We start from the raw sequence: 18,403 nt of genomic DNA on the forward strand, positions 1-18,403 counted from the left end.
CGTTCTGGTTTCCAGCGCAGGGCATCGTTCAAATGCTGTGCGCCGTGCCGAACGGTGCTGACGGCTCGACGTCCATGTTTCAGGATGTGGATCGGTCGGGTCTGGCTGAGCCAGACCCCGAGTTTCAGACAGGACATCCACGCCAGGGTCACCAGGCCAAAGAGCCGTTCCAGTCGCGCCGGATCGGTGATCCCGGTCCGTTCCAGATCGAAGCCGCGCGCCTTGAAGCTGCTGAAGGTGCACTCGATCGTCCAGCGGCGTCCATAGAGCTTCCAGGTCTGTCTGACGCCGAAGTCCGTCGCCAGGATCACAAGGTCTCCCGCGGGAGACCTCGTTGCCACGACCCGCAGGAGTTCTCCAAAGACGATGACCCGCTCACCGATCTCCCGGAAGACCCCGGGCGTGATGGTGCTGAACCAGTCTTCTCCGCTCAAGTCGTCGATCAGGTCGCTGTGCCGCAGACGGATGATTCGCCGAATCCCCTGGTGACGAAGAAAGCTGAACCACTCCGCCCCGATGAACTCCCGATCGGCGACGAGGCCCTGCCAGCGGTTCGCTGGCAGCAAGCGGAGCAGGCTGAGAACAACCCACATGCGGGTTCGGGTGGAACTGTTGCCGGTGTGATCGAGGGCCATCCAGACGAGTGGGATGGTGTAGCCCTCAATGACCGCGCCYAGGACAAGGAAATTGATGGGTGACTCGCCATGTTCCCAGGTTGTGCGGTCGAGACTCATGAGGATCTTGCCGRGAGGCAGGTGGGCAATCAACAGGCAGAGGAAGACGTGCAGGGTGAGTTGATCATCTCGGAACGCACGTTCGACACGTCTCTTTTTTGCTGCTGGGGAACTGAGTCCAGGGAGGTGGCTGCTCAGGTCGTGATGATTGACACTCTGGGCGGTGATCAGAGCGAGGAGGACATCGACGACACGCTGAAGCGTGTCGATTCGCAGATGGGGAACCTGGGTTTTGAAGTGGCGAGTGAGTGCGGTAGCCTGATGGAAGGCGGATTCTGGTGCGTTCACACCTCCAGAAGACCGCCTTTCGTCATTTTTGGCGATCCCCAAACCTGTTGAGGCTGTTCAGAACAGGGAAAACTGAAGTTGTCCTCTACTGAGGTCACACCTCCAGAAGACCGCCTTTCGTCATTTTTGGCGATCCCCAAACCTGTTGAGGCTGTTCAGAACAGGGAAAACTGAAGTTGTCCTCTACTGAGCAGGCAACCGCATGACGCGAGCTACATCTTTGACGGCGGGATCGCCGCCATATTGCGCAGCCAACTTCTCCTGGATGTCGGTGAATCGAGCTAGGTCACCGTCGCGGAGTAGCCAGTAGACGTGGTATTTCGCTGGGCTGCTCTCGACGACGATAGACGGCTCTATTGCCCAATTGGTAGGCAAAGGTGCTCCATCCAAGTCGAGCATCTGGGCACGGCAGGTCTGAACGTCCTTCGCTTTGCGGCCAGCGCCATTCGTCTCATTGACTGTGACAAAGATGCCAGCCCCAGCACGATTGAGTTCTTGGAGTCGAGGAAGGTGCTCGTCGTATTCCGAAACATCGAAGTGAATGATCTGAATCAAGTCCGGCCGTTTGGCTTCGGGTGCTTCCTTGAAGGTCTGCACTGTGACACGGGGAGCGGTTTCGGGAGCCAAGGCTCGCAGAAAATCTTCGGTGGATGGTCCCTCGGCGGCGTGTACGTCAGTGGAATCACTGAGTACAGTGAGGGTGGTTGCGTCCTCACTGGCTGACTGGTCGGTGGGGATCATCTTTTACGGTCTCCGTAAATCTGTGCCTGAACCCAACGCTCAAGCTCTTCCTCCGGGATGCGGAAGATGGTGCCCAGTGGACGAACGACCCTGAGCTGACCTGTGTGGATCAGGGCACGAATGGTTTTCGGGTGGACGGCAAGACGCTTGGCCGCCTCTCTGACACTCAAAAGCACAGTAGACATAAGCCTCCTCGAATAGGGGGAATGGGTTGTGTGCAGCGCTAAGGCTGTTGGCGGGGATTAGGCTTGAATGGGCAGTGCCTCTGCTGGACGTGCGGTCTCGTGGGGAGAGCGTCAACTTGTCCCGATCTTGTTCAGCGAAAGCCCATTCAGACGTGCCTTTCCTGGCCTTCAGGTTCCTTTCCGAACCCTCGGGTTTACTCTAAGACCGATTTTCAGATGGCCTGTTTTTTCTCGAAAAAGGCATAGAAGCTGCGGAAATTGCTCTAGTGGGGGTTCTAGAGATGGGGTACGGTTTGGTCCCCGTTCTTTACGGTTTTGCGGTTCAAGGTGAATAATTGAGTGCAGCAGGGCAAAAAGGACACCTGGGCCCGTCACCGCAAGTGAAACGCAAAAGGTCAGGGCGGACCCTGACTGGGCGTTTCAGATGGGGTAGGTACTCCAGGTGAAGAGTGAAATCAGCGGTGTAATTGACAGAGACTGGGGCTCACGTCAGGATCGCGGAAATGTGCAATTCAGAGAAAAATGTTGTCCAGCACAACTCTAAGGCAGAGCTATGTGTTACGCAAATAACATAATCCAGACTTTTAATCAGCGGGTTCTCGGTTCGAGTCCGAGGCGACCCACCAGAAATCCCCCGTCTTGAACGGGGGTTTCTCTTTGGGCTCGTCCTGCCGGGTTACAGAAGGGCCCGGCTCGGGGCGGCGCTCGCTCCCTGTGTTCTGCCGCAGAAAGAGAGCAGGCCAGAGCTTCTACCCTGGTCTGCCCTTATAGAAGACGGTGCCGGCCAGTGACCGGTCCTGTCTGTCTCAGAACTTCAGCGTGTACTCCGCGAAGCCGTCGTCACGGGTACGCACGAGCGCCGCGCCGGCCGGCAGCGCCTTCTGGGCGTTCGGGCTGCTCGTGACCAGCAGGGTCGCGCCGGGGATGGGCGTGAGCTTCCAGTTGCCGTCGGCGGCCGGGTTGACCGTCTTCTGCTCCTGGAAAAAGCCGATGAGGGCCTGACGGGTTTCGTCGGGGGCCTGGAGCACGATGTTCTTGCCCGTCAGCGCGGGGAACTTGCCGCCGCCCGAGGCGCGGTAGTTGTTGGTCGCCACCACGAACTGCTGCGCCGGGTCAATCGGCTTGCCCTGATAGGTCAGGTTCCGGATGCGGTGGGCGTCCGCATTCACGAGGTCGCCGGCCGTGTTGTAGCGGCTGGGCTGGGTCACGTCGATCTCGTAGTTCACACCGTCGATGATGTCGAAGTTGTAGGTCGGGAAGGCCTCGTTGACCAGGGCCTGCGGCTCGGTCTTGGCAGGGTCGATCTGATTGAACTGCCCGGCCGAGCGCTCCAGCCACTCCTGCACCTGCGCGCCCGTGACCTGCACGGCCTGCACGGTGTTGGGGTACACGTACAGGTCGGCGACGTTCTTGATCGCCAGCGTGCCTGCCGGAATGTCGGTGTAGTAGCTCGGGCCCGAGCGGCCCCCGGCCTTGAAGGGTGCGGCGGCGCTGAGCACCGGGAGGTCCTTGTACGGCGTGGTCGCCAGGGCCTTCTTCACGTAGTCGGTCTGGGCGTTGCTCACGAGTTGCACGCTGGGATCGTCCTGCACGAGCGCCCAGTAGGAGGTGATGGGCGCCGAGAGGTCGGCCACCTTGCCGCGCACGTAGGCCAGGGTGCCCTCGTGGGCGGTCCGGACGGCGTTGGCGATGCGGGGGTCGGGCGTGACGAGGTTCTTCTTGGCCGTCTTGTCCCAGATGGGCCGGATGCTCGCCTCGCCGGTCTGGATGGCCCACTTCTGGGCCTTGCGGTCATAGTTCAGCTTCAGGTCCACGATGCCGAGGTCGTTGCCCCAGAAGCCCGCCATCACGACCGGCTTGCCGTTGATGGTGCCGTTCTTGATGTCCGCGCCGGGAATGTCCTTGTAGACCGGCCCGGGGAATTCCTGGTGGCTGTGGCCGCTGAGGACCACGTCGATGCCCGGTACCTTGGTGAGCTCGGTCGCCACGTTTTCCTGGCCGGGCTTGTAGTCGGCGTTGATACCGCTGTGCGCTACCGCCACGATGATGTCGGCGCCCTGGGCTTTCATCTGGGGCACGAACTTGCGGGCGGTCTCCAGGATGTCGGCCGTCACGATCTTGCCGTCGAGGTTGGCCTTGTCCCACTCCACGATCTGCGGGGGCAGCAGGCCGATCACGCCCACGTTGATGACGTAGGGGCGGCCCTGGGTGTCGTAGACCACCCGTCGCTGGATCAGGTAGGGCGTGAACGCATTGTCGCCCGGCTGGCCGCTGCCGTTGTCCTTGTAGGTGTTGGCACTCACGATGGGCATCGGCGCGTCGGCCACGATCTGCTGCAGGAAGGGCAGGCCGTAGTTGAACTCGTGGTTGCCCAGGTTGCCGGCGTCGTACTTCAGCAGCTTCATGGCGGCGTGCATGGGGTGCAGCTGCCCCGGCTGGAGGGGCCGCACCTTGGCCACGTAGTCGCCGAGCGGCGTGCCCTGGATGAGGTCGCCGTTGTCGTACAGCAGCGTGTTGCGCTTTTCCTTGCGCGCGTTCTGGATCAGGGTGGCGGTGTATTCGAAGCCGAACTCGCCGGTCGGCTTGTCCTGGTAGTAGTCGTAGCCCAGCGCGTTCGTGTGCAGGTCAGTCGTTTCCAGGATGCGCAGGTCGACGGTCTGGGCCCCGGCGGCGCCCGCCAGGAGAGCCGTCATCAGCATGAGGGTTTTCTTCACGCCCCGCAGGATACGCCGCCTGCCCGTCCTCCTGTCTGTGAAACAGGCCGCGCCGTTCAGGGCGCCGGGACGAGGTGGCCCGGCCCCAGGTCGCGCGCCGCGCGCGCCCCGAGCAGCCCCAGCGTCAGGTCGAACTCGGCCAGCAGGTTGCCCAGGACCTCGCGCACCCCGTCCTCGCCCGCGATACCCAGGCCGTACACGTAGGGCCGCCCGATCAGCACCGCCCGCGCCCCCAGCGACAGCGCCTTGGCGATGTCGGCCCCGGTGCGCACGCCGCTGTCGAACAGCACCGGCAGCCCGCCCGCCGCCGCGACCACGCCCGGCAGACAGTCGAGCGCGCCGACCTCGCCGTCGATCTGACGCCCCCCATGGTTGCTCACGATCAGGGCGTCCACGCCGCGTGCCGCCGCCTCGCGGGCGTCGTCCGGGTGCAGCACGCTCTTGAGGACGATGGGCAGCCGGGTCCACTCGCGCAGGCGCGACAGGTCGTCCCAGCCGAGGTCGGGGTTGGTGTAGGTGGCGACGAAGCGGGTGGTCGCCGCGCGCATCTGCTCCAGGTTCAGCCCGTAGGGGCGGCCCCGGCGCAGCAGCTCGGCCCCGGTCTTCAGCAGCTCCAGCGACGGCCGGGGCGAGGGCGGTGGGCCGCCCACCGGCAGCGCGAGCCGCGAGCGGAAGACCGGGTCGCTGAGGTACTGTCCCAGCCCCAGCCCGCGCAGGAAGGGCAGGTGCCCCAGGTCGAGGTCGCGGGGTCGCCAGCCCAGCAGGGTGGTGTCCAGCGTCACCACGATGGCCTGGGCGCCGCAGGCCTCGGCGCGCTCCACCAAGGAGCGGGTCACGCCGTCGTCGGTGCCCCAGTACAGCTGATACCAGCGCGGCGCGTCCCCCATCGCCGCCGCAACCTCCTCCATCGGCACCGCCGCCTGCGTACTGAAGACGAATGGTAGACCCAGCGAGGCGGCGGCCCGCCCCACCGCGAGATCGGCGCCGGGGTGTACGAGGTCCAGCGCCCCCACCGGGGCCAGCAGCAGCGGCGACGGGTAGGTGTGCCCCAGCAGCTCGGTGCTCAGGTCGCGCGTGGCGCTGCCCACCAGCTGGCGGGGCAGCAGCCGCACCCGGTCGAAAGCCTCACGGTTGAAGCGCACCGTGCGCTCGGCTCCCGCTCCGCCGGCCACGTAGGCGAAGGCGGCGGCGCTCAGGTGGGCGTGCGCCGCCGCTTCGAGGGTGTCGGGGCCGGTCGGCACCAGCGGCGCGCGGCCGCTCAGGCCGTCCACGTACACGGCGGTCTGCCGGGCGCGGCCGGGCGAGCGCAGGGGGGGGGTCATGCGCGCAGCATAGCGGCCCCGCCGCGCGCTCCGGCCGGGTCTACAGCGACGCCGCCAGCCGCTCGAACAGGGCCGGCACCGGGGGCGCGGCCCCGCCCGCCACCCACCCGAAGCGCCGGTCGCGCGCCGGGCCGCCCTCGCCTACACCCAGCCCGCCGGGAAACAGCGGCGAGAGGTCGCCCATACCCTCCACGACCCGCGCGCCGGGCCGGGCCAGCAGTTCGCCGGTCAGGGCCTCGACCTCGCGCGGGTGCCCGAAGTGCCATAGGTGCAGCTCGCCGCCCTGCTCCCAGGCAAAGCGCGGCATGTGGGCTGGCAGGTCGTCCAGGCGGCCGGGGCCGGCGACGTGGCGCGCACTCAGGCCAGGGCGCAGGCGCAGGGTCAGTTCGAGCGGCTCGCCCAGCGCTCCGAAACTGCCCACGAAGGGCCGCGTGAGGTCGTAGCCCTGCACGTTCTTCACGGTGCGGCCACCCGCACGTACCACGCGGCCCGAGCGGGTACGCAGCACCACGCCCAGCACCTCCGCCCCGAAGAAGAAAGTCTGCCCGAAACCCCCGCGCGAAACCAGCCCGCCCACCCCGCCCGGCAGCTCGACCGGCGCGAAGGGGGGGTACAGGCCCGGCGGCAGCGCCGCGTAGACCTCGGCGAGCGTCACGTCGCCGGTCAGGGTCAGGGTCTGGTCGCCCGGCGAGAGGTCAAGGATGGGCATGGGGGGTCTCCGTCTTGGTAGGTTCAGTCGCGGCGTTCTCCAACTCGTCGGGCAGAATCTTGCCGGGGTTGAGGCAGCCCTGCGGATCGAGCGCCCGCTTGACGCTGCGCAGCACGTCCAGCGATTCGGGGTCCACCGCGTCGCGCATGAAGTCGCGTTTCATGCTGCCGATGCCGTGCTCGCCGCTCAGCACGCCGCCGTGCCGGATGGCGACGAGCGCGATCTGGTGGGCGAGGTGGTGGACGGCCTCGGCCGACTCGGTGCGCGGGTCGAACAGGATGTTGGGGTGCAGGTTGCCGTCTCCGATGTGCCCGAACTGCACGACCGGAAAGGGGCTGGCGTCGCCCAGCGCCCGGATCTCACGGACCACGTCGGGCAGGGCGCTGCGCGGCACCACAATGTCCTCGTTCATCCGCTGCGGCCGGATGCGCCCCAGGGCGGGGGAGACGCTTCGCCGGGCGCGCCACAGGGCGTCGCTCTCGGCGTCGGTGGCTGCGCGGCGCACCTCGCCCCCGGCCCCCAGGCAGGCGGCCTCGACCAGCGCGCGCTCGGCTTCCACGGTCTCCAGGTCGTCGCCGTCGGTGTCCACCAGCAGCACGGCGCCCGCCTCACGCGGCAGCCCCAGGTGCAGGTAATCCTCGACCGCGCCCACGCAGGCCGTGTCCATGAATTCCAGTTTGCTGGGCACCGCGCCCGCCGCGATGGCGCGGCTCACCGCTTCGGCGGCCTGCCCGACCTCCGCGAAATGGGCCATCAGGGTGCGCACGTGCCGGGGCGGGGGCGTGAGGCGCAGCGTCGCCTCGGTGATTAGGCCCAGCGTGCCCTCCGAGCCGATCAGCAGCCCGGCGAGGTCGTAGGCCCCGCGCGTCAGCTCATGGACCTCGCCGGCCTCGTCCACGAATTCCAGGCCCTGCACGTAGTCGCCGGTCACGCCGTACTTGAAACAGGTCGGCCCCCCAGCGTTCTCGCCCAGGTTGCCGCCGATGGTGCTCGTCCGGAAACTGGCCGGGTCGGGCGGATACACCAGCCCGTGTGGGCGTGCGGCCTCGGTGACCTTCAGCGTGACCACCCCGGCCTGCGCCCGCGCCTCGCGCCGCTCGGGGAAAATGTCGAGCCGCGTCATGCGCGTGAACGAAATGACCAGCCCCTCGCGCAGCGGCACCACGCCGCCGCTCAGGCCGCTGGCCGCGCCGCGCCCCACGATGGGCACGCCCGCCGCGCGCGCCGCCCGGACGGCCGACACCACGTCGGCGGTGCTCTCGGGCAGCACGACTGCCAGCGGCGTCTCACCGAACGCGATGGCGTCGTAGCGGTAGTTGCGCCGCTCGGGCAGGCTGCTCAGGACCTTGCGGCTGCCCAACATCCGGGTCAGCTCGGCCGCCAGCGCGTTGTCGGGCGTGCCCGGCGAGGCGGGCTTGCGGGCGCGCGAGTTGGTGGTCAGGGCCCACTTTTCGGGCAGCCTGGGCAGCTTGAGACTCACAGTTCCCCCCGGTACGCGAGGTCCAGCACCTCGACGGTGTGCATCACCGGTACGGGGCTGCCCGCGCGGCGCACGTGGCTCTGGATCTGGGTATGGCAGCCGATGTTCCCACTGGCGATGAGGTCGGGCGTGGTCGAGAGGATGTTCTTGGCCTTGCGCGCGCCGAGCTGCCCGGCCAGTTCCGGCTGTTCGAGGTTGTAGGTGCCCGCCGACCCGCAGCACAGGTCACCCTCGGGCACTTCGAGCACCGTGACGCCCGGAATGGCCCGCAGCAGTTGCCGGGGGGCGAGGCGTACGCCCTGCGCGTGGGCGAGGTGACAGGCGTCGTGGTACGCGACCGTCAGGGGCCGCGAGGCCGGCAGCGGCGGCTCGAGGTCGCCCGAGGCCAGCAGTTCGGCGAGGTACTCCGACACGTCGCGCACCTTGGCCGCGAAGGCCCTCGCCTGCGCCTCGTCGGGCAGGCCGTGCAGCACCGCCGGATACTCCTTGAGGCCCGCGCCGCAGCCCGCCGCGTTACTGAGGACGGCGTCGTACTCGGCCGGGTCGAAGGCCGCGAGGTTGGCGCGCACCAGCCGCAGCGCCTCGTCCCGCGCGCCCGTGTGCAGCGCGGCGGCCCCGCAGCAGCCTTGTCCCTGCGGAATCACGACCTCAATGCCGTTGCGGCTTAGCACCCGCAGCGTCGCCGCGTTGAAGTTCGGCGCCAGCGCCTGCTGCGCGCAGCCGACCAGAAAGGCCACCCGGCCCCGCCGCTGGCCCCGCGCGGGCGTGAACTCTGCGCTGGGCTGCATCGCCGGGACGTGCTCGGGCAGCAGGTCCAGCGGCGACCGCAGGGCGGCGGGCAGCGCGGGCGCCAGCGGTTTGGCGTATTGCCCGGCCCGCGCGGCCACGCTGAACAGCTTCGGCGCGGGCAGGGCCTTGAGGATGGCGAAGCGTTTGGCCCGGTCCAGCGGCGTACGGCGGCGCTGCGGCTCGCTCCAGCCCCGGAAACTGGTGATGAGTTCGCCGTAGGGCACGCCGCTGGGGCAGGCGGTCACGCAGGCCTGACAGCCCAGGCAGCGGTCAAGGTGCGGCGCGGCCAGTTCCAGCTCCAGCCCGCCTTCGAGAACCTCCTTCATCAGCACGATGCGCCCGCGCGGACTGTCCATCTCGTCGCCCAGCAGCGCGTAGGTGGGGCAGGCGGGCAGACAGAAGCCACAGTGGACGCAGGCGTCGACCGCGTGCGCCATGACCTCGCCCTGCGGCCCGATCGCGCGCACCGGAATGTCGTTGTTCATGCCCTGACCTTCATGCCCGACAGGATAGGCGCGGGCAACAGCGCAAAAGGAAGCAGAGCTAGAAACGGCGGCGCGGTAGGGGCCGCCGCGACCGCCGAAAGTGACCCGCGCACTGCCCCCACGGACCCCCCCCCGGAAGCCGCAGAGAGGAAGCGGTTCCATTCGTTCGTTCGCTTGACAAACCAATGAAATGAAGAGCAGCATAAGACCAACTCACTTACCCCCGTCCTGGTCTGCCGGGACACCTCGCCGCTCCACCCGCCCGCCGCGGCGTGTGTCAGCGCCGCCCCGAGCCGATCGCCACGTCCTCTATCTGTTGTCCGGAGCCTGCCCATGTTGCCCGAATCCGATCCCCTGCACCACCTCACCGCTCCGGAGCGGCCCGCGACCCTGGATCTCGCGGCCATCCGCGCGCGGCACACGGCGCTGCTGCTGCGCCGGCTGTGGGAAGGGGACCGGGCACGGGTGGACCTCGCGCAGGAACTGGGACTGTCGCGCAGCGCCATCAGCTCCATCGTCTCGGAACTCCTGGCGGTCGGACTGGTGCAGGAACTGGGCACCCGCAGCGGCAGCCGCTCGGGCCGCCGGGCGACCATGCTGACCCTCAACGCCCGCGCCGCCGCGCTGCTCGCCGTGGACCTGGGCGCCAGCCACGCCCGCGTGGACCTGCTGGACCTGCGCTGCCGCACCCTCGCGACCCGCACCGTGCCGCACGACATCTTGAGCGGCCCGGCCGCCACCTACGGCCTGCTGGCGCGGCTGTGCGGCCTGGTGCTGGCCGAGGCGGGCGTGGCCGGCAGCGAGGTCGCGCTCGTCGGGGTGGGCGTGCCGGGCCCGGTGGACTACGCCACGGGCCGGGTCGTGCAGCCGCCCAACATGCCCGGCTGGGACGGCGAGAATGTCGGCGAGGCCCTGCGCACGGCCCTGGGGTACGGCGTCCTCGTGGACAACGACGCCAACCTGGGCGCGCTGGCCGAGGCCCGCTTCGGGGCCCACCGGGGCGCGAGCGACCTGATCTATGTCAAGGCGGCCACGGGCATCGGCGCAGGCATCCTGCTGGGCGGCCGGCTACACCGGGGCATGCGCGGCGGGGCCGGCGAGATCGGGCATATCAGCATCAACGAGCGCGGACCGGTGGGCCGCAGCGGCAACCCCGGCAGTCTGGAGAGCTACGCCGCCGCACAGGTGCTCACCGTCCTGGCCACCGAGTTGCGCGTGGGCCGCGAGAGCGCCCTGCCCGCGGTCCCCACCCTGGCCGACCTGACCCGGCTCTCGGCCAGCGACGCCGTGGCCCGCGAGGTCTGGCAGACGGCCGGGCACCACGTCGGCGTGGCGATCAGCACGGTGCTCAACTTGTTCAACCCATCGGCCGTCGTGATCGGTGGGCGGCTCGCCCTGGCGGGCGAGGTGTTTCTGGACGCCGTGCGCGGCAGTGCCCTGGCCCGCACCCTACGCATCAACGCCGGGGACGTGCGCCTGAGTCTGACTACGCTGGGCGAAAATGTAGGCGTGCTGGGCGCCGGGGCCATGCTGCTCGGGCACCTGCTGACTCCGGCCGGGCTGCCCCACCTGTACGCCGTCTCTGCGCTGCGCGCCTCGGTTCAGCCTGGCCTGGCCGCGAAGATCGGCGCGGCTGCCCCGGTCCTCGCGGCGTCGGTGGCGCTGGGGACCCTGCTGGTCGCCGGCCCCGCGACCTCGCCCGCTTCGCGGTCCACCGGGCCCCCAGGTACGGGCGCTCTGGCCGGACCGGCTCCGCCCCCGGCGGTTTCTTCCTGACCCTCCATCCCGTTTCATATCCGTCCTCTCGTGCTGCCCCGTGACCCCCCGCCCTCTCATTCCCTACTGTTTCTGGAGGCTCCACCGTGCGTACCCCCAAAAAAGCCCTGATGCTGGCCCTCGCCCTCGCCACCGTGTCGAGCGCCTCGGCGGCCGGCAAGCTCGAAATCTTCTCCTGGTGGTCCGGCGACGAAGGTCCCGCCCTCGACGCGCTCGTCAAGCTGTACAAGCAGAAGTACCCCAGCGTGACCGTGGACAACGCGACCGTGTCGGGCGGCGCCGGCACGAACGCCAAGGCCGTGCTCAAGACCCGCATGCTGGGCGGCACGCCCCCCGACTCGTTCCAGGCCCACGCCGGCCAGGAACTCATCGGCACCTGGGTCGTCGCCAACCGCATGGAGGACCTCAGCAGCCTGTTCAAGTCCGAGGGCTGGGCCAAGGCCTTCCCCGCCGACGTGATCTCGCTGGTCTCCAGCAAGGGCGGTATCTGGAGCGTGCCGGTGAACGTTCACCGCTCCAACGTCATGTGGTACAACCCCGCCAAACTCAAGGCCTGGGGCGTCACCGCTCCCAAGACCTGGACCGAGTTCCTGACGACCTGTAACACCCTCAAGGCCAAGGGCGTCGCCGCGCCGCTCGTCGTGGGTGAGAACTGGACCCAGCAGCACCTCTGGGAGAACGTGATGGTCGGCAGCCTGGGCGCCGCCGGCTGGCAGAACCTGTGGAGCGGCAAGACCAAGTTCACCGATCCCAAGGTGGTCGCGGCGTTCACGACCTTCGGCAAGGTCATGGACTGCGCGAACAAGGACGCCTCGGGTCTGAGCTGGCAGCAGGCCAGTGACCGCATCGTCGACGGCACGAGCGCGTTCAACATCATGGGCGACTGGGCCGCCGGCTACTTCACCACGACCAAGAAGCTGGCTCCCAATACCGGCTTCGGCTGGACGACGGCCCCCGGCACGAGCGGCACCTTCGTGATGCTCGCCGACGCCTTCGGTCTGCCCAAGGGCGCCAAGGACCGCGCCGAGGCGCTGAACTGGCTCAAGGTACTGGGCAGCAAGCAGGGCCAGGACACCTTCAACCCCCTCAAGGGCAGCATCGCCGCCCGCCTCGACAGCGACCTGAGCAAGTACAACACTTACTCCAAGAGCGCCGCCGCCGACTGGAAGAAGAACAAGATCGTGGGCAGCATGGCGCACGGGGCTGTGGCTCCCGAGAGCTTCACGAGCGCCTTCGGGGCCGTGATCGACCAGTTCGTGGCGAGCAAGAACGCCCAGGGCGCCGCCGCCGCGGCCCAGCAGCTCGCCGACAAGGCCGGCATCGGCAAGTAAGTCTCCTTCCGGCCCAACCGCCCGCCCCCCGGGTGGGCGGCGGGCCGGCGCGGTACGTGAGGTACGGGCAGTGAGTCCCGCGCCGCACGTACCGCTTCGCCGCGTGCGTCTGGAAGCGGCTCCAGCCTTCCGGCCATGCCTGGACTGCGCCGCCGCCCTGCCTTCCGGCCGGAACCCTTTTTCCCAGAAACTGCCGTCTCGAGGAGGCCCCTTTTGAAAGGTTTGACCAAAGACCGCCTGTGGGCCCTGGCCGTGCTGCTTCCCAGCCTGATTCTGGTCGGGGTATTCGTGTACGGCTTCATCGGCCGCACGGTGTACGTGAGCATGACCGACTGGGGCAACGACCCCGCGCAGGCCCTCGCCACCAACCCGATCATCCGCTGGACGGGGCTGGACAACTACCGCGAACTGTTCACCGGATTCTTGCAGGGCCGTTTCCGGCAGGAACTCGTCAGTACCGTCTTTTTCACGCTCTTTTTCATTCTGGGCTGCCTGGGTCTGGGTCTGGGCCTCGCGCTCGTGCTCGACCGCAACCCCAAGGGCGAGGGCCTGTGGCGCACCATCTTCCTCTTTCCCATGAGCCTGAGCTTCATCGTGACCGGCACCATCTGGCGCTGGATGCTGCAGCCGCAGGGCGGGGTGAACCAGGTGCCGACCCTGTTCGGTGCCCAGCCGTCCACTTTCGGGTGGCTGAGCAGCACCGACGCCATCTGGAAGTTCGACTGGAACAAGCTGCCGCTCATCACGGCGGCGGTCGTGGGGGTCGTGCTGGCAGTCATCGCCTTCCGGGCCTTCTCCTCGGCGCAGCGCACGCGCGGCCTCGTCGCGGCCGCCTGCGCCGCGCTGCTCTTCATCTGGGCGCTGTTCGTCGGGCCGAACGTGAAGATGCTCGCCGCGCCCGAGCTGCACGGCTTCAACCTCGCCCTGATCGGCATCGTGATCGCGGCCGTGTGGCAGATGAGCGGCTACACCATGGCGCTGTACCTCGCGGGCCTGCGCGGTATTCCTGAAGAGCTGCGCGAGGCGGCGCGGGTGGACGGCGCGACCGAGTGGCAGATGTACGGCCGCGTGATCTTCCCGCTGCTCGCGCCCATCAGCCTCTCGGCCATGATCATCCTGGGGCACATCAGCCTCAAGATCTTTGATCTCGTGTACGCGATGGCCGGCCCCGACAACACCTTCACCAGTGTGCCGGCGCTGAACATGTACCTCACGAGCTTCCGCCAGAACCAGTTCGCGCTCGGCGCAGCCATCGGCACCATCTTGCTGATCCTGGTGGCCTTCGTGATCGTGCCGTACCTGAGCAGTTCCTTCCGCGCCGAGGAGGGCCACGCATGAGCGCCCCCGCATCCTCCACCGACCGTCCCGGCCTGGGCCGCGCAGGCATGTACCTGCTGCTCGTCATCGCCGCCCTGTTCTTCCTGGTGCCGGTCTACCTGCTGTTCGCTACTGCCTTCAAGAGCCCCGACGCCATCAATCTGGCGACCGCGTGGCACTGGCCCTCGGCCCTGAACTGGGCGAGCTTCTCCGACGCCTGGTCCAAGATCGGCGGGAACATGGGCAACAGCCTGTTCCTCGCCGTGGTGTCCACGCTGCTCGCCGCCCTGCTGGGCAGCCTGAACGGCTACGCGCTCGCCAAGTGGAAGTTCAAGGGCGCCAACACCCTCTTCGCCCTGATGCTCTTCGGCATGTTCATCCCGTATCAGGCGATCCTGATCCCGCTGTTCCAGTTCATCAAGGCTCTGGGACTGTACGGCAGTGTGTGGGGCCTGATCCTGGCGCACGTCGTGTACGGCCTGCCCATCACCACGCTGATCTTCCGCAACTTCTACGCGGACGTGCCCGACGCGCTCGTCGAGGCCGCGACCATCGACGGCGCGGGCTTCTGGCAGATCTACAGCCGCGTGATCTTCCCGATCAGCATTCCGGGCTTCGTGGTGGTCATCATCTGGGAATTCACCCAGGTCTGGAACGAGTTCCTGTTCGCTGCCACGCTGACGAACACGACCTCGCAGCCCGTGACCTACGCCCTGTCGCAGCTTTCGGGCGGTCAGGCGGTCTCGTGGAACCTCCCGATGGCCGGCGCCATCCTCGCCGCGCTGCCCACCCTGCTCGTCTATATCCTGCTGGGCCGCTACTTCGTGCGTGGCCTGCTGGCCGGCAGCGTCAAGGGCTGAGTCCCCGCCTTCCGTCTCCACCGCTCTACCCGACTCCCCCAGCCCTCCATGTGGCTGGGGGAGTTTTTGCCGTGGCTTCAGCCCAGCAGCTCGAGTTCACCCAGGTCGGTCAGGAATTCCCGCGTCGGCAGGTCCTCGGGGTCGAAGGCGCGGTCGCCCTCGGCCGGCGGGGTGCCCAGCCCAGTGAAGTCGTACAGGTCGCGGTCGAGCAGGTGGCTGGGGGTCACGCGGGTGAGCGAGCGCAGGATGTTGTTCAACCGCCCTGGGTGCTCGCGTTCCCAGTCCTGAAGCATCCGCCCCACGACTTCGCGCTGCAGATTCGCCTGAGCGCCGCACAGGTCGCAGGGAATGATGGGAAAGCGGGCGGCCTGCGCGTAGCGCACGATGTCGGCCTCGGGCACGTAGGCCAGCGGCCGGATGACCACGTTGCTGCAGTCGTCCGACTGCAGCTTGGGCGGCATGGCCTTGAGCCGCGCGCCGAAGAACAGGTTCATGAACAGGGTTTCGAGGATGTCCTCGCGGTGGTGCCCCAGCGCGATCTTGGTGGCCCCCAGCCGCCGGGCGTGGGCGTACAGCGCGCCCCGGCGCAGGCGGCTGCACAGCGCGCAGGTGGTCTTGCCCACAGGTGTCTTGGCCTTCACGACGCTGTAGGTGTCCTGATACACGAGTTCGTGCGCCACCCCCAGGTCCGCGAGGTAGCGCGGCAGCACGTCCTTCGGAAAGCCCGGCTGCCCCTGATCGAGGTTCAGGGCCACGAGCCCGAAGCGGACCGGCGCGCGGCGCTGCAGGTGGAGCAACACGTCCAGCAGCGCGTAGCTGTCCTTGCCGCCCGAAAGGCAGACCATTACGAGGTCGCCCTCCTCGATCATGCCGTAGTCGCTGATCGCCTGCCCCGCGAGACGGGCGACCGGCGCGAGCAGCCGGCTGCGTTCCGCAGGCGAGGCGGGGAGCGGCTGGGGGGCAGCGGCGGGGGAGGGCAGGACAGGGTCGTGGGTCATGGCGTAAAGCGGGGACGGGGCCCGGCGCTGGGGCCATGCTAGCGCCCCCGGGCGGGCCGTCCACCCATTGGGTGACGATTCCTCACCGGAGCGGCGCTTATTCTGGGGGATATGAGTCGCCGTTCCCGCCCGGTTTCCCGCACGCCGGCCGCCCCTACACCGGGGTCCAAGGGGGCGGGCCGCGCCGGGACCACGCGCGCCGCGAAACGCGCCTCGCCCAGGCCGCCCCGCCGGCCGGCGGGGTGCCTCGCCTGGGTGTTCCGGGGAGCCGGCGCGCTGCTGCTGCTGGGGGCGGCGACGGCCGGGGGCATGTACTACGCCTGGGGCCGCGACCTGCCCAGCGTGGCCGACCTCGACGTGCTGGAATACAGCGGCCAGACGCGGGTATACGACCGCACCGGCGGGCTTATCGGCACGCTGACCCCCAGCCTCAGCAGCGGCAACAGCGTGAACCGCGACCTGATCCCGCTGTCGCAGATCAGCCAGCCTCTGCGCAAGGCGGTCGTGACCAGTGAGGACCGGCGTTTCTACGAGCACCACGGTGTGGACTACAAGGGCATCGCGCGCGGGCTGCTCAAGGGGCTGCTGCGCAACGACCTGGAGGGCGGCAGTTCCATCACCCAGCAGGTGGTCAAGAACACGCTGCTCGCGGACTACAACCAGGCGCGCACTCCGGAGCGCAAGTTCAAGGAGGCGCTGCTGGCCTACCAGCTCGACCGCGACTTCGACAAGAGCAAGATCCTGAACGCCTATCTCAATATCGTGTACTGGGGCGACGGCGGTCCGCGCGACATCGTGGGTATTCAGAGCGCGGCGCGCGCCTACTTCCGCAAGGACGCCGCACAGCTGAGCCTGGCCGAGAGTGCGTACCTCGCCGTCCTTATTCCGGCGCCCAACAGCCGTTACCGCGACTTCACGGCGTACCGGCCACTGATGCGTAATCTCCTCGACCGCATGGTCGAAGACGGCCGCGTGACCCGCGCGCAGGCCAACGAGGCCTGGAAGACGCCCATCTACCCGGCCGGCTGGCGTCTGGGCTGGAACGCGGACGGCACCGTGCGCAGCGCCGTCCTGGAAAATCCCGACCGCCTGCGCCAGAACCTCGCGGCCACCGAGCAGCGGACCGCCAGCCGCTACGAGTACCAGTCGTACCTCCAGGCGGTCGAGAAGGAGATGCTGCCCAGGGTGGGGCGCCGGGCGCTGTACGGCGGCGGCAAGATCTTCACGGGGATGGACATCCAGGCGCAGCAGTCGGCCGAGCGTGCCAGTCTGAACGCGGCTCTGCCCGACAACGCCACCCTGGGAATCGCCCTGGTGAACCCGGCCAACGGTGAGGCGCTGGCGCTCGTGGGCCAGAAACTGACTGGCGACCGCCCCGGCGACTGGAACAATGCGGTGCAGGCCAGGCGGCAGGTGGGCAGCAGCATCAAGCCCCTGCTATACACCCTGGCCCTGTCGCAGGGCTGGAAACAGAGCGACACCGTTCTCGACTCGCCCATCGGGGGTGATTACCAGCCGCAGAACTACGACGGGCGTTGGACGGGCCGCTTCGTGACCATGCGTTACGCCCTGGACCACAGCCTCAACCTGCCGACCGTGCGGATCGGACAGGAGGTCGGCATGGACACCTTCGAGGCCAAGCTGCGGCAGCTCGGGCTCACGCCGCCGGCCCAGGGTGGCCTGAGCCTGAGCATCGGCACGCTGGAGGCCAGTCCCCTCCAGATGGCGGCCGCCTACGCCGCCTTCGCCAACGGGGGGGTGTACTACGCGCCCAGTCTGGTGCGCCGATTCGAGGACAAGAGCGGCGCCGTCGTCTACGCGCGTCCCGCACCGGCCGGCGTGCGGGTATGGGACGCCCAGACCGCTTGGCTGGGCCTGGACATGCTGCGCGGCGTGGTGAACGACCTGACCCCGTACCAGGGCGGGCTGGCGACCAAGGCGCAGATTCCCGGCTGGGAGGTCGGCGGCAAGACCGGCACCACGAACGAGATCAAGGACCTGTGGTTCGCCGGGGTCGCGCCCGGCGTGGCGGGGGCCGTGTGGGTCGGGCGCCAGGAGGGCGGGTCGCTGCCCTCCTGGGCCTACTCGGGCGACGTGCCCACCCCGGTGTGGCAGCAGGCGGTCGCGGGCACGCTGGCGGGGCGCAGCCGCACCACCTTCGCCCAGCCCGCGGGCATCACCTCCCGCGTGGTCCGGCAGGTCAATATGGCCTTCCGCGAGGCCGAGGCCGACCAGGAGCCGGTGGAGCGCGACGGCAGCCGCCGCAACGCTCCGGTTCAGGTGGCCCGCCCGGTTCCCGAGTCGGCCGCGTCGCCCGTCCCGGTGGCCCCGTCCACCCAGGAGCCGCAGACGGACCTGCCCGCGCCTGTTCAGCAGGACCTGGCCCCGGTGCCGGCGGCGCCCGAGGGCGGGTGGACGAGCGAGTACGTACCGGGCAGCGACGGGGGGGCGTCTGACCAGCCCGGCGCGGTTCCGGCCGATAGCTCGGGCCTGGACCAGCAGGGCGATACCGACGATCAGAGCGACGCCGTGTCGCCCGCCCCGGAGCAGCCCACTCCGCCGGAGGAGGGGGAACAGGTCTCGGGCGACCCACCCACTGAGGACCAGCTGCCCGAACTGCCGGCACTCGACCCGGTGCGGTAGGCCCCCGCACCTTCTTCCAGCCTTGCCGCTC

14 protein-coding genes are annotated in these 18,403 nt (G+C 68.5%); 5 read left to right on the top strand and 9 right to left on the bottom strand.

The annotated features are described in order from the left end of the window. The 8 genes from ASF71_RS15425 to glcF all read right to left on the bottom strand — a co-directional run. Nucleotides 1-905: IS4 family transposase (locus tag ASF71_RS15425; protein WP_056302262.1), on the bottom strand; the 905-nt coding region annotated here is incomplete at its 3' end. A 300-nt stretch (nt 906-1,205) separates the two neighbouring features. Continuing rightward, complete coding sequence (locus ASF71_RS15430) at nt 1,206-1,763, bottom strand: DNA-primase RepB domain-containing protein (protein ID WP_056301987.1); 558 nt, start codon at nt 1,761-1,763, stop codon at nt 1,206-1,208. Further along, nucleotides 1,760-1,948, bottom strand: a complete 189-nt coding sequence (locus ASF71_RS23035) for a helix-turn-helix domain-containing protein (RefSeq protein ID WP_082506097.1) — start codon at nt 1,946-1,948, stop codon at nt 1,760-1,762. The genes ASF71_RS15430 and ASF71_RS23035 overlap by 4 nt, the downstream gene beginning before the upstream one ends. A gap of 806 nt (nt 1,949-2,754) precedes the next feature. After that, a complete protein-coding gene (gene cpdB, locus ASF71_RS15435) occupies nt 2,755-4,647 on the bottom strand; it encodes a 2',3'-cyclic-nucleotide 2'-phosphodiesterase (RefSeq protein ID WP_056302263.1) in 1,893 nt (630 codons plus the stop codon). 71 nt (nt 4,648-4,718) lie between these two features. Next, entirely contained in the window at nt 4,719-5,984 is a 1,266-nt protein-coding gene (locus ASF71_RS15440; protein ID WP_056301989.1) for an alpha-hydroxy-acid oxidizing protein, read from the bottom strand. Between the two features lie 40 nt (nt 5,985-6,024). Continuing rightward, entirely contained in the window at nt 6,025-6,693 is a 669-nt protein-coding gene (locus ASF71_RS15445) for a DUF5639 domain-containing protein (RefSeq protein WP_056301991.1), read from the bottom strand. Next, nucleotides 6,680-8,056 (bottom strand): FAD-binding oxidoreductase, encoded by a 1,377-nt coding sequence (locus ASF71_RS15450; protein ID WP_235514544.1) that lies wholly within the window; start codon nt 8,054-8,056, stop codon nt 6,680-6,682. Before ASF71_RS15450 ends, ASF71_RS15445 begins: the two co-directional genes overlap by 14 nt. 113 nt (nt 8,057-8,169) lie before the next feature. Continuing rightward, nucleotides 8,170-9,447 carry a glycolate oxidase subunit GlcF gene (gene glcF, locus ASF71_RS15455; RefSeq protein WP_056301993.1) on the bottom strand — a complete coding sequence of 426 codons (1,278 nt, stop codon included), beginning with the start codon at nt 9,445-9,447 and terminating at the stop codon, nt 8,170-8,172. A 333-nt stretch (nt 9,448-9,780) separates the two neighbouring features. On the opposite strand from glcF, the gene ASF71_RS15460 reads away from it, so the two are divergent. From ASF71_RS15460 to ASF71_RS15475, 4 genes are all read left to right on the top strand, one after another. Next, on the top strand, nt 9,781-11,223 hold the full coding sequence (locus ASF71_RS15460) for an ROK family transcriptional regulator (protein WP_235514527.1): 1,443 nt from the start codon (nt 9,781-9,783) through the stop codon (nt 11,221-11,223). A 110-nt stretch (nt 11,224-11,333) separates the two neighbouring features. Beyond that, nucleotides 11,334-12,554, top strand: coding sequence for an ABC transporter substrate-binding protein (locus ASF71_RS15465; RefSeq protein WP_056301995.1), 1,221 nt, complete (start codon nt 11,334-11,336; stop codon nt 12,552-12,554). 213 nt (nt 12,555-12,767) lie between these two features. Beyond that, entirely contained in the window at nt 12,768-13,892 is a 1,125-nt protein-coding gene (locus ASF71_RS15470) for a carbohydrate ABC transporter permease (protein WP_056301997.1), read from the top strand. Next, complete coding sequence (locus ASF71_RS15475; protein WP_056302000.1) at nt 13,889-14,731, top strand: carbohydrate ABC transporter permease; 843 nt, start codon at nt 13,889-13,891, stop codon at nt 14,729-14,731. The genes ASF71_RS15470 and ASF71_RS15475 overlap by 4 nt, the downstream gene beginning before the upstream one ends. Nucleotides 14,732-14,808: 77 nt before the next feature. On the opposite strand, the gene ttcA is transcribed toward ASF71_RS15475, so the two are convergent. Continuing rightward, nucleotides 14,809-15,729, bottom strand: coding sequence for a tRNA 2-thiocytidine(32) synthetase TtcA (ttcA, locus tag ASF71_RS15480; RefSeq protein ID WP_056302002.1), 921 nt, complete (start codon nt 15,727-15,729; stop codon nt 14,809-14,811). A gap of 309 nt (nt 15,730-16,038) precedes the next feature. On the opposite strand from ttcA, the gene ASF71_RS15485 reads away from it, so the two are divergent. Continuing rightward, complete coding sequence (locus ASF71_RS15485) at nt 16,039-18,372, top strand: transglycosylase domain-containing protein (protein ID WP_082506110.1); 2,334 nt, start codon at nt 16,039-16,041, stop codon at nt 18,370-18,372. Nucleotides 18,373-18,403: the final 31 nt, after the last annotated feature.

The organism is Deinococcus sp. Leaf326, from assembly GCF_001424185.1.
GTDB lineage: Bacteria > Deinococcota > Deinococci > Deinococcales > Deinococcaceae > Deinococcus.